The 11,113-nt window shown below is 71.9% G+C and carries 10 protein-coding genes; 2 read left to right on the plus strand and 8 right to left on the minus strand.

Annotation, left to right across the window (positions count from 1 at the left end):
* Window positions 1-85 precede the first annotated feature (85 nt).
* From ACFVJX_RS35580 to afsQ1, 5 genes are all read right to left on the minus strand, one after another.
* Window positions 86-295 carry a PspC domain-containing protein gene (locus ACFVJX_RS35580; RefSeq protein ID WP_384133849.1) on the minus strand — a complete coding sequence of 70 codons (210 nt, stop codon included), beginning with the start codon at window positions 293-295 and terminating at the stop codon, window positions 86-88.
* A 92-nt stretch (window positions 296-387) separates the two neighbouring features.
* Complete coding sequence (locus ACFVJX_RS35585; protein WP_384133850.1) at window positions 388-936, minus strand: VanZ family protein; 549 nt, start codon at window positions 934-936, stop codon at window positions 388-390.
* A gap of 103 nt (window positions 937-1,039) precedes the next feature.
* Window positions 1,040-1,654 carry a hypothetical protein gene (locus ACFVJX_RS35590; protein WP_384133853.1) on the minus strand — a complete coding sequence of 205 codons (615 nt, stop codon included), beginning with the start codon at window positions 1,652-1,654 and terminating at the stop codon, window positions 1,040-1,042.
* Complete coding sequence (locus ACFVJX_RS35595; protein ID WP_384133856.1) at window positions 1,654-3,192, minus strand: ATP-binding protein; 1,539 nt, start codon at window positions 3,190-3,192, stop codon at window positions 1,654-1,656. The genes ACFVJX_RS35590 and ACFVJX_RS35595 overlap by 1 nt, the downstream gene beginning before the upstream one ends.
* Window positions 3,189-3,866: a two-component system response regulator AfsQ1 gene (gene afsQ1, locus ACFVJX_RS35600; protein ID WP_185095372.1), complete on the minus strand. Its 678-nt coding sequence runs from the start codon at window positions 3,864-3,866 to the stop codon at window positions 3,189-3,191. Before afsQ1 ends, ACFVJX_RS35595 begins: the two co-directional genes overlap by 4 nt.
* Before the next feature lie 192 nt (window positions 3,867-4,058).
* Here afsQ1 and ACFVJX_RS35605 point away from each other — a divergent pair, with 192 nt between their 5' ends.
* The gene (locus ACFVJX_RS35605) at window positions 4,059-4,820 is read left to right on the plus strand and encodes a SigE family RNA polymerase sigma factor (RefSeq protein ID WP_384133858.1); all 762 of its coding nucleotides are present in this window, start codon (window positions 4,059-4,061) and stop codon (window positions 4,818-4,820) included.
* A gap of 214 nt (window positions 4,821-5,034) precedes the next feature.
* Here ACFVJX_RS35605 and ACFVJX_RS35610 read toward each other — a convergent pair whose 3' ends face one another.
* The 3 genes from ACFVJX_RS35610 to ACFVJX_RS35620 form a co-directional block, all read right to left on the minus strand.
* Window positions 5,035-7,284 (minus strand): alpha-L-rhamnosidase C-terminal domain-containing protein, encoded by a 2,250-nt coding sequence (locus ACFVJX_RS35610; protein WP_384133861.1) that lies wholly within the window; start codon window positions 7,282-7,284, stop codon window positions 5,035-5,037.
* 43 nt (window positions 7,285-7,327) lie between these two features.
* On the minus strand, window positions 7,328-9,544 hold the full coding sequence (locus tag ACFVJX_RS35615; RefSeq protein ID WP_384133864.1) for an alpha-L-rhamnosidase C-terminal domain-containing protein: 2,217 nt from the start codon (window positions 9,542-9,544) through the stop codon (window positions 7,328-7,330).
* A gap of 244 nt (window positions 9,545-9,788) precedes the next feature.
* Window positions 9,789-10,493 (minus strand): uridine kinase, encoded by a 705-nt coding sequence (locus ACFVJX_RS35620; RefSeq protein ID WP_384133868.1) that lies wholly within the window; start codon window positions 10,491-10,493, stop codon window positions 9,789-9,791.
* A gap of 75 nt (window positions 10,494-10,568) precedes the next feature.
* Between ACFVJX_RS35620 and ACFVJX_RS35625 the strand changes: the two genes are divergently transcribed.
* Window positions 10,569-10,988, plus strand: a complete 420-nt coding sequence (locus ACFVJX_RS35625) for a hypothetical protein (RefSeq protein ID WP_384133871.1) — start codon at window positions 10,569-10,571, stop codon at window positions 10,986-10,988.
* Window positions 10,989-11,113 lie beyond the last annotated feature (125 nt).

Genomic DNA, 11,113 nt, shown 5'->3' on the forward strand with positions numbered 1-11,113 from the left:
TGTGGGGCTGGTTTTTTTTTATAAGATACAGCGTGGGGGGGGGCACCCGACCGGGTGCCCGCCCACAGGCGCGTGTCGTGCGGGACTACCAGCTGGTGGAGGCGGACGAGTGCCGCTCCTCCTCCGGGAGCAGCACCCACAGCGCCAGGTAGAGCAGGAACTGCGGGCCCGGCAGCAGGCACGAGACGAGGAAGATCACGCGCATGGTCCCCGCGGAGGTGCCGAAGCGCCGTGCCAGCGCTGCGCACACTCCGCCGATCATGCGGCCTTCACGGGGGCGGGCAAGTGCGGCCATGGTGGGCTCCTTCGCGAACCGTTGCTGGGGGAGCCGTCCGTTGTGCTCCCGGTACATCCATGGTCGCTCGCCGAGCCGGGCGGAGCATCGATCTACGGGGCCATGCCGACCCTGGAAATCGTCGGGGTCGCCCCCTGAGGAACCTCATGGCCGACCCGGGGGAGTACCCGGACCCGCTGCTGCTCCCGGCGGCGCAGCCGTGCCCGGCAGGCCGGTACGAACAGCACGTGGGCCAGTGCCACGCCGACGGTGTTCAGGATCAGCGAGTCGACGTCGACGACCTGGCCGGGCACCCCGGTCTGGCCCAGCTCGATGGCCAGTGAGATCAGCGACCCGGCGGCGACGGTACGGGCGAGCGAGGCCCACGGGGAGACGAAGAGCCGGCCCCCGGCCATCGGCAGCAGCACGCCCAGGGGCGCCAGCAGCAGAAGTTCCTTGCCGATCCGGCGGGCGGCGGTGACCGGGCCGAGGGTCAGGTCCGCCTTGATGCCGGCGAACGGCGAGAGATTGGCGGCTGTCATCCACGGCACGTCCAGCGGGCGAAGAGTCAGCCACCCGACGAGCAGCAGATGCGCGAGGAGGAGGGACACTCCGGCCGCGCGGAAGCGGATGACGGCTTGGCCGTCCGAACCTTGACGCACGCTCCCCAAGACGCGGGGGGCGGCAGGATCGGTTCCGCTCCCGAGGGGGAGACCTGGCTCACGGTCCGGCCCACGGTCCGGCCGGCGGCCCGGCGGCGCGTACTCAGGACAGCCGGACCGCGCCCAGGGTCGGCACGGTCTTCGGGCTGGCCTTCGTCTCCGTGGTGCACAGATAGCCGCGCGCCGCGTATGCGCCGGGGCCGCCGAGCATCACCGTGCCGTCCTGGACGAGCGGCTCGCTCTCCGAGTACGTGCAGACGATCTGGGCCAGCGCCTCGGGAGTCAGGTCCTCCGGCTGTTCGCTGAGCCGCAGCGCGCCCCTCGGGTCGTCCGCGCGGGGCCCGGTGACCCGGAGCGCCGACGGGACGACCGTGGTGAAGCCGGCCTGCTGCTCGGGTGCCGGGGGCTTCTTCCGCAGCTCGTTCAGGAGTGCCGCGGCCACCTTGACCCGGGCGGACGCCGTCTCCTGGACCTGGACCGTGCGGTCGACCGTGACCAACTGCGAGGCGCACACCAGATAGATCTGCACCGGGATGCCCTGCCGGGCCTGCGCGGTGACGTCCTCGGCGGGCATCGCGCACGGCACCCGCGAGGGCGCGGGCCCGGCGTCGACCGGTACGGACGTCGTCCTGATCCCGCAGCCCGCGGCCAGTACCGCGCAGAGCACGGCCCCGGCCACCGCCGCGGCGGGGCGAAGGCCCCGGCGTTCGCTGCGCATCACGTCGCGTCGTCCTCCTCGTCCGGAATCTCCGCGTCGTGGGACTCGGTGGTGCGGCTCAGCGCCTCGGCGTCGCGCGGCAGCCGCAGTACGAACACCGCGCCGTCGCCGTCCGGCGAGTTCGACGCGGTGATGTCGCCGCCGTGGATGTGCGCGTTCTCCATGGCGATCGAGAGACCCAGACCGCTGCCCTCGGACCGCGGCCGGGAGGCGCTGGCCTTGTAGAAGCGGTCGAATACATGGGGCAGTACGTCCTCGGGGATGCCGGGACCGTGGTCGCGGACCTCGATGACCAGCTCGTCGCCCTCCGTCCGCACCGTGACCCGGACCGGCGAACCGCCGTGCTTCAGGGCGTTGCCGATCAGGTTGGCGAGGATCACGTCGAGCCGGCGCGGATCGAGGCGGACCATCATGCCGCGCTCGGCGTCCAGATCGACCGCGTCCAGCCAGGCGCGGACGTCGATGCAGGCCGTCACCTGGTCGGCGACGTCCACGGTGTCCAGGACGAGCCGGGCCGTGCCCGCGTCGAAGCGGGTGACCTCCATCAGGTTCTCCACCAGGTCGTTGAGCCGCCGGGTCTCGCTGACCACCAGGTGCACGGCCGGCGCGATCATCGGGTCGAGGCTGTCGGCCTCGTCCTCCAACACCTCGGCGACCGCGGTGATGGCGGTCAGCGGGGTGCGCAGCTCGTGCGACATGTCGGCGACGAAGCGGCGGCTGGACTCCTCCCGCGCGGTCATGTCCGCGACCTTCTTCTCCAGTGAACTCGCCGTTCTGTTGAACGTCCTCGAGAGATCGGCCAGTTCATCGGTGCCGGACACCACGAGACGCGTGTCGAGCTTGCCCTCGCCGAGCTTGCGGGCGGCGTCACCGAGGCGCTGCACCGGACGCAGCACGGTCGTCGCCGCCGCCTGCGCGAGCAGCGCGGAGCCGACCAGGGCGAGCGCGGTGGCGATCCCCAACGACCAGGCGAGGGAGTTGAGATCCTCCCGTTCCTGGTCGAGCGACTTGAGCATGTAACCCGTCGGGCCACCACCGATGATCTTCGTACCGCCGACGAGGTACGGCGTGCCGCGGATCGAGGTCCGCTGCCAGAACAGGTGGTACTGGTACTTGTTGCCCGCCTTGACCGGCTGCTTCTTGTCGACCTGCTTCTGCAGCGAAAGCGGCACGTTGTCCCGGGTGAAGGTGTCCAGGTCGGAGTTGCCGACGATCGGCTTGCCCGGATCGCGCTCGTCGATCAGCAGCACGCTGTAACCGGGACTGCTGCTCGCCATCTGCACGGCCGCCGTCTGGAGGTCGTCCTTGGTGGGGCGCAGCGGCAGCGAGGCCGCCCGGACCTGCATCTCCTGACGGAAGTCCCCGAGCGCCGAGTCCTGGGTACGGGTCAGCACCGCCTCGCGGTTCAGCCAGTACGCGATCCCGGACGCGGACACCGCCGCGGTGAGCGCCACCAGCGCGAACACGACGACGAGCCGCAACCGCAGGCTGGTCCAGCGGAGCCCGGCGAGCAGGCTCCGCCGCACAGCCGTGCTCACTGCGGCGAGTCCAGCCGGTATCCCACGCCCCGCACGGTACGGATCAGGGTCGGTGAGGACGGCACGTCCTCCACCTTCGCGCGCAGCCGCTGGACGCAGGCGTCCACCAGCCGGGAGTCACCGAGGTAGTCGTGTTCCCAGACCAGGCGCAGCAGCTGCTGTCTGGACAGGGCCTGCCCGGGCCGCCGGCTCAGTTCGAGCAGGAGGCGCAGCTCGGTCGGCGTGAGCTGGAGGTCCTCACCGTTCTTCGTGACGGTCATGGCGGACCGGTCGATGACCACGCTCCCGAACGTCGCGGAGTCCGTGGACTCGCGCTCGCCCCGGCGCAGCACCGCGCGGATCCGGGCGTCGAGCACCCGGCCCTGAACGGGTTTCACCACATAGTCGTCGGCACCGGACTCCAGACCCACCACGACGTCGATGTCGTCGCTGCGCGCGGTCAGCAGAATGATCGGCAACTGGTCGGTGCGCCGGATGCGCCGGCACACCTCGAATCCATCGATACCGGGCAGCATCACATCCAGCACGACCAGGTCGGGCCGCTGCTCTCGCAGCAGGTTGAGGCCGTCCTCTCCCGTCGCCGCGGTGGCCACACGGTGGCCCTGGCGAGACAGCGAGAGTTCGAGGGCCGTGCGGATGGCGTCGTCGTCCTCGATCAGCAACAGGAAAGGCACGCTGGTCATTCTGACCCATGGGGGAGCCCTAGTTCGACAGTTGGTCCCCTCTTATGCGCCGGGCACCCCCGGATCGTGCCCTCACAGGGCCCTGTGACAGGCCTGTGACAGTCGCAGGACAGCGCCATGAAACTGCCCCGGCAAGCTCATTGGCACAAGGAACGGACGGACTCCACCGATGGGGGGCGCGAGATGAACTCAGCTCACAGCAGCACCGCAAGCGCAGTTGTCACGCGTCTCCACGACGTCGGGCGGAACACCGAGAAGTCCGGCGCCGCATTGAACGGGCGGGGGTGCGTTCGTGGCGCCGGGCGTCAGCACCCGTCATACATGACGGTGGTCGACGCACCTGCCGTGACCGGCGGGAACAACGGGGGAAGCACGTACGGGGAGGCCACGGGGGAGCGGCAGACCCCGGCGCGGGACGAGGACGCCGAAGCGGTGTTCACGGCCTACGTCCGGGAGCGCCGCGCCTCCCTGTACGCCACCGCCTACCACCTGACCGGCGACCGGTTCGAGGCCGAGGACCTGCTCCAGAGCGCCCTCTTCTCGACGTACCGGGCGTGGGACCGGATCAGTGACAAGGCGGCGGTGGGCGGTTATCTGCGCCGCACCATGACCAATCTGCACATCAGCGCCTGGCGCAGGCGCAAGTTGAACGAATATCCGACCGAGGAGCTGCCGGAGACGGCGGGCGACACGGACGCGATGCGTGGTACGGAGCTGCGCGCCGTGCTCTGGCAGGCGCTGGCGCGACTGCCCGAGCTCCAGCGCACGATGCTGGTCCTGCGCTACTACGAGGGCCGCACGGACCCGGAGATCGCGTCCATCCTCGACATCAGTGTCGGCACGGTGAAGTCCAGCATCTGGCGGTCGCTCCGCCGGCTGCGCGAGGACGAGGTCCTCAGCTTCGGCCGTGACGAGGAAGAGTCCTTCGGCGAGCTGGTGGCCTGAGGCGAGCGGGGGATACGGGGGAAACGGGGGGATACGGGGGAAACGGGGATACGGGGGAACGGGGCCGCTGCTTCGGGGGAGGCGGCGGTGACCGGGGGAACGCTGCGGGGTCGGACGGGCCGGGGGGTCCTGTCCGGCCCCGTCGGCGTGTGACGCAGGGGCCGCTCGCCACGAGCGGCCCCTGCGTCACGTGTCCGGCAGGGCCGGGCCGCTGTCAGCGGCGGTGCGTACGCAGCACGTGGTGGCCGGACGTGACCCCGTCCACGTACACCTGCGCCCCGTCGCTGGTGGCCCTGGAACCGCCGACCGCCCTGGAGCCGTTCCAGACGGTGACCCCGTCGAGCGTCACGCGTACCTTCTTCCCGCCGGTCGGGACGGCGAGCCGGCCCGAGGTGCCCCGGGGCGCGGTCGCGTCCAGGACGAAGCCGTCCGCCCCGGAACGCCAGGACGCGGTGATGTCGCCGTGCGGCGTGGGCACGCTGCCCTGTGCCCAGCTCAGGCCGCCGGGGTGCGGCACGATCGCGTACTGCGAGAAGCCGGCACCGGTCGGCCGCACACCCAGCACCTGGTTGGTCAGGGTGACCGTCGGGCCGGAGGCCCAGCCGTGGGCGAGGCTGGTGAACTGCTTGATGCCCGGATCCCCGTTCACGTCGGCCTTCTCCCAGAACGTGCCGCCCGGGTCCTGGGCGAGCTGGTAGCCCCAGAACGTACGCAGCAGCTCCAGCGCGCTCTTCTGCTGACCGCCGCTCGGATCGGCCGCCGTCAGCCGGGCGTCCGCCTCGAAGCCGCTGGGCAGCGGCTCGTAGGACGGCTTGATCGACGCGTTGGGCGTGCCCGGTGACACGGTCAGGGCACCGTACGGGCCCCAGCTGTTGTGCCGCAGGTAGTCCAGCGCCCGGCCCGCACGCTCCGGGTCGGCGATGCCGGTCAGCACCGCCGAGGCGTTGGCGTCCTGCGGATAGGCGTCGGGGATCTCGCGGGACAGCCGGTACGCGCCGGTGCTCTCGTCCCAGAGCTGCTCGTTGACGGCCTTCCTCACCTCCGCGGCCCGGGAGGCGTACAGGCCCGCGTCCGAGGCGGCGCCCCTGGCCCCGGCCAGTTCCGCCATCTCGTCGAGATTTCGGCTGTAGAGGGCGTTGACGTACGTCTCGTGGCCGCAGTCGCTGTAGCCGTAGTGCCCGCAGGAACCCGATTCCTGGAAGGCGATCAGGCCCTTCGGGTCGGCGTCGCGCACCTTCTCCAGCCACCCCGTGGCCCGGGTCAGCTGGGGCCACCACCGGTCCAGGTAGGCGCGGTCGCCGGTGTATAGCCAGTGGTTGTAGAGGTTGTGGACGAACCAGGTGACGTACTCGCCGTAGGTGCGCAACTCGTCCTGGTTGTGCTGCCCGACCAGGCTCGCGGCCGGTACGTAGCCGTCGTCCAGCTGCTGCGCGGCGAGGGAGGACAGCGAGTTCTCGACCGCCGGGACGTCGTCGGTGCTCAGGTAGGTCACCGGGGCCTGGACGGCGAGGTCGCCCTGCCAGACGATCCGGTCGCGTTTGCCGCCGTCGAAGATGACCTCCTTGCCCGGATCGGCGTACGGCACCTGGTCGTCGGCGTGGTCGGCCTCGCCGGGCTCGTACGGCCAGCTCTTCGCGGTGTCGGACATCCAGGTGTTGAGCTGGACGGTGTAGGCCCCGGCGTACCAGACCTTGTTCAGCTCGTTGTCACTGGAGAGGAACCAGCCCTTGTACGCCGACGGGTCGGCCTGCCCGGGGACGGCGTCGAAGTCCAGCGACACCGCGCCGACGTCCACCCAGCCCGGACCGTCGAGGAACAGGGTCGCGTACCGGAACGCGCCGCGCAGCTGCGGATCGGTCAGCGTGGCGGGGAGTTTCGCCGGGTCCAGTTCGAGGGTGTGGCTGTCGGAGTCGTAGGTGTAGGCGGTGCCCGGGTAGCCGTTCCAGATGTTCGCGGTGTCGCAGCCCGGGGCGTGCGCGGCCTGCCCGTCGTTGTCCTGCGGCCCGGTCGCGGCGAACTGCCGTGACTCGCTGAAGCACACATGCAGCTTCGGAGGTGTCGCGGACGCTCCGGCGACGTGGACACGGATCTTCCCGCCGGTGTTCTTGCCGAAGTCCAGGGTGAGGAGCGGGGACTCGGCGCGGTCGCCGGTGCTGACGAGCCGGACCGGGTGCCTGGCCCTGCCCAGGACGGCCTTCGGATCCCCCTTGATCTGCCCGCCGCGCGGATCGGCGGAGAGCACCGAGACCGGGTCGACGTCGTGCCCGGCGGGGGCCAGGACGTACGGCTTCCAGCTGCCGGGCCGGGGCACGTATCCGGCGTCGTCCCAGGGGCCGGTGTGCCCGGCGGGAGGGTGTGGTGCGGCCGTGGCGGCCCCTGCCGGTGCGGGCAGGACGCCCAGCAGGAGGGCGCCGCTCGCGGCCGCGACCAGGGCGGTGAGGCGTTTTCTCGGACGTGCGGTCATCTGATCCTTACTCCTGTTCGTGGTGCGCCGGCGGAAGGGCGGTTCAACTGCGCCGTACCGTCACCTCGTGCGTGCGGCCGGAGAGTCCGGACAGGACGACCCGCCCCGGCACGGCACGGGCCCCGTGGGCCTGGGACGCCCCGTCCCAGGCGCGCTTCCCGTCGACCCGCACGACGCACGGGCCGCCCTCGGGGACGGGTACCGAGACCTCGTCCACCACCGCGGCCGGTGCGCTGAGCGACAGGTCGAAGCCGCCGTGCGACCGGGCCCGCCACGACACCCGGATCACCCCGGCGGGCGTCGTCAACTGGCCCTCCGCACGCCGTAGTCCGCCGGGGCGGGGAGCCACGGAGTAGCCCGCGCCGCCGTCCGCCGCCGGTGCGATGCCGAGCAGGAAGTAGGTGAGCGCGGACGTCGGGCCCGTCGACCAGCCGTGTGCGGCGCTCATGTACGAGCCGCTGTAGTCGGAGGTGCCGTCGGCGCGGTAGCCCTCCCAGAAGGTGCTGGCGGTGCCGTGCGGGGCGTTCAGCATGAAGCCCCATTCGCGCCTGATCAGTTCCAGCGCGGTGCTGTCACGGCCGGCCGCGAAGTGCGCGTGCACCTCCATGCCGCCGGGGAACGGGTGGACGGCGTCGGCACCCTTCTCGGGCGTGAGCGCCCCGACCGCGGTCCACCGCTTCGCCAGCGCCGCGCTCACGGTCCGCGCCCGCGCGGGGTCGGTCACCAGGCCGAACCAGACGGCCAGCGCGTTGCCGTCCTGCGGGTACAGCTCGGCGCCCGCGCCGCTGGGCTTGTCCCGGTACAGGCCCGCCGACTCGTCCCAGTAGCCCTGGGTGCCGACCGCCTGCCGGAGCTTCTCCGCGCGCTCCGCGCAGGCGTCCGCGGTCGCCGCGTCATCCATCGAGCGGGCCAGCGGGCCCGCCGTGACCAGTGCCCGGTACATGATCGCGTTGGCTTCGAGGTTCTTGCCGTCGGCGTCGGTACGGGCCCAGTCGGCGGCGGCCGTCACGGCGAGCAGCCCGTCGGTGTCGATCTTCCCGACCACGTGGGCCAGCGCCTTGAGGTAGCCGTCGTAGACCGTCCGCGTCCAGTCGAGGTCGCCGGAGAGCTGGGCGTAGGAGGCCGTGCCGATGAGCGTCCACAGGTGGTACGCGTCGGAGTTGCCGATGAAGTTGACGGCCGGGCCCGCGTACGGCAGCGCTCCGCTCGTGGGGTCCTGGTGGTTGTACAGGGTCTGGAGGGCGTTGCGTACGGTCTCCAGGTCGCCCAGGGAGACATGGTCGGTCAGCACGGAGATGCCCAGGTCCCCGGGCCAGACCGTGCGGTCGCGCTTGGCGCCGTCGACCAGGACGGTGCTGCCCAGTTCGCCGACCCGGGCGTCGTTGGCCCAGCCGGTGTCCGGCGGACCCCAGACGCGCCCCTCGTCACTCGCGATGATGTTGGTCTGCACGGTGTAGGCACCGGCGTACCAGATGCGGTTCAGCAGATCGTCGTCGCAGTGGAAGTAGTTGGGGTACGCGCGCAGGTCGCGGGCGTTCGGCGCGAAGGTCACCCGTACCGTCACCCCGGTCAGCGCCAGGGTCCCGCCGCTCTCGTTGACGAGGGTCAGGTACCGGAAGCCGCCGCGCTGCTGGGACGCCGGAGTGACCTCGCGCGCCGAACCGTCCTCCGCGACCGGTACGTCCTTCGAGGTGTCGACCCGCCCCCCGGGCGGGGCCGGATACCGCACGGCGGGCTCGTCGTTGGTGCCGCCGTTGGAGCCGTCGCTGGCGGACGGGCCGACGTAGGTGGACAGTTCGCTGTAGGTGAGCCCGACGATCCCGTCCCGGGCGCTGCTTCCGGCGACGGTGAGGGTGACGAAGCCGCCGACCTCCTTGCCGAAGTCCAGCGTGAGCGAGGAGCCCGCCCCGGTCAGCCGTGCGGTGCCGGAGCCGTGGCGGGACGTCAGGGACGCGGCGCCCTCGACCGTGCCGGAGGTGGTGTACACGGCCACCGGCCGCACGGTGCGGCTCGCCGGCGACAGGTTGTGGGCGTCCCAACGGCCCGCCGGTGCCTTGCGGTACGGGCGAGGGGCGGTGGCCGGGTGCGCGGCGGCCGGGCCGCCGGACGTGGCGGGGCCGGCGGGCGTACCGGATGTCCTGCCGGCGGTGCCGGCGGCCGCCGCGGTGCCGGGCAGCGCACCTGCTGCCGCGGCCGCCGCGACCAGACCGCCGGCGATGAAGGCGCGCCGACGCGGACCCTCTCCCGATTCGTGGTGCATGACGATCCTTCTCTCGTGAGGGAAATCGTTGTCATGGGTACGTTCGCGAGACCGTGCGACAGCGGGTGGGCAGGGCGGAGCGACCCGCGTCCGGCCGTGGGAAAGACCGGCGGAGGCGGGTGTGAATCGTTTCAATCCGTGGCCTCACGGCGAAGGTATACGGGCCTGCCCGGCCCGTACAGAGGTATGCCGCAGATCGACGGAAGCCGTCGGACGGAACCGGTCCCGTCCGGCGGCCCTTCCGTCAGGCCGCCCCGCGCACCGCGCGCGCCCTGCACTGCCCCGCCGCCGCGGCGGCGAGCCGCCCGAGCGCCTCCTCCTTGCCGCAGGGGTGCGCGCCCAGTTCGGCCTGGCGTGCCACGATCCGGCGCTCGGAACGCATCAGCCGCCAGCCCCTCCGCAGCAGGAACGGTACCGACTTCCGGCCCTCGCGCAGATCCCGCAGCAGCCGCCGGCGGAACGTCGTCGACGGGCGGCCCCGCAGGCACAGGGCGTCCGCGAGCACCCCCAGTGAACGGCACCGTTCGACGATGTCGGCGGCGAAGATGCCCTCGGCCACGAAGAGCGGGGTGCGCTCGATGTGGAGGACCTCGTGCCCGGTGCGGGAGCTGGTGGCGATGTCGTACAGCGGCACGTCGGTGCGGCCGGTGCGGCACAGGGCCGAGATCGCCGCGACCGCGGCGTCGGCGTCCCAGGACTGTGCGGAGTCCCAGTCGATGTCCGTACTGCCGGGGACGAGCGGCAGTGTGGGGTCGCCGGTCTCCTTGTAGAAGTCGTCGAGCCGCAGCACCGGAAGGCCGGTGCGTGCTGCCAGGGAGGACTTGCCGGAGCCGGAGGGGCCCGCCAACAGGACGACGCGGGTCGAAAGCGCATGGGAACTCACAGGACACGAGTGTGAGGCATTGACCCGCGCAGGGGATCCCCCGGTACCTGTGTTGGTATCCAGCATCACATGTCAACTACTCTGAGCATCCAGACGATTACTCGATTGATGGCTCGATCGGCCCGATCAGGTGGGAAATCCATGGCACGTCACGCATCTTCCAAGTCCCGGCGCCGCGTTCTGCTGCGTGCGGGTCTGACCGTCACCGCGGTGGGCGCCGCTCTCGGCGCGGGGGGTGCGGCGGCCCAGGCGGCGCCGCTGCCCGCCGCGCCGGCCGCGGGCTCCGACAGCACCGGCCTCGGCGCGGCCACGCACGCCGCGGGCGGGGCGGTGGCCGGAGCGCTCGGGCAGTCGCTCGACAACGGGATCGCTCCCGTGACCCACCTGCGGCTCGACCCGCTGGCCGGCACGGGCACGGACCCGCTGGACAACGCGGTGGGGACCCAGATCGCCGACTTCAAGCCGGTCTCCACGGCACTGGTCACCGACCCGGTGACCAGCGGCGGCGCGCTGAAGGACCTGCCCGTTGCAGGGCAGGTCACGGGGCTGCTGCACAGCTGACACGGAGGTGGGGCCGGGGGCCGGGGCCCCGCGCCCCCGGCCCCCCCCCCCGCGCCGGCGGAACATGGCGCCCCCCCCCCCCCCCCCCCCCCCCCGGGGCGCCGGGGATAATGAAAAAAAACCAC

Origin of the sequence: Streptomyces sp. NPDC127177 (assembly GCF_042672475.1) — a bacterium.
Taxonomy (GTDB): Bacteria; Actinomycetota; Actinomycetes; order Streptomycetales; family Streptomycetaceae; genus Streptomyces.

Excerpts from the sequence above, each read along its gene's own strand:
- ACFVJX_RS35615 (WP_384133864.1), bottom strand. The coding sequence starts at position 9,544 with ATGCACCACGAATCGGGAGAGGGTCCGCGTCGGCGCGCCTTCATCGCC.
- ACFVJX_RS35590 (WP_384133853.1), bottom strand. The coding sequence starts at position 1,654 with ATGCGCAGCGAACGCCGGGGCCTTCGCCCCGCCGCGGCGGTGGCCGGG.
- ACFVJX_RS35605 (WP_384133858.1), top strand. The coding sequence starts at position 4,059 with ATGAACTCAGCTCACAGCAGCACCGCAAGCGCAGTTGTCACGCGTCTC.
- ACFVJX_RS35625 (WP_384133871.1), top strand. The coding sequence starts at position 10,569 with ATGGCACGTCACGCATCTTCCAAGTCCCGGCGCCGCGTTCTGCTGCGT.
- ACFVJX_RS35610 (WP_384133861.1), bottom strand. The coding sequence starts at position 7,284 with ATGACCGCACGTCCGAGAAAACGCCTCACCGCCCTGGTCGCGGCCGCG.
- ACFVJX_RS35580 (WP_384133849.1), bottom strand. The coding sequence starts at position 295 with ATGGCCGCACTTGCCCGCCCCCGTGAAGGCCGCATGATCGGCGGAGTG.
- ACFVJX_RS35620 (WP_384133868.1), bottom strand. The coding sequence starts at position 10,493 with ATGCTGGATACCAACACAGGTACCGGGGGATCCCCTGCGCGGGTCAAT.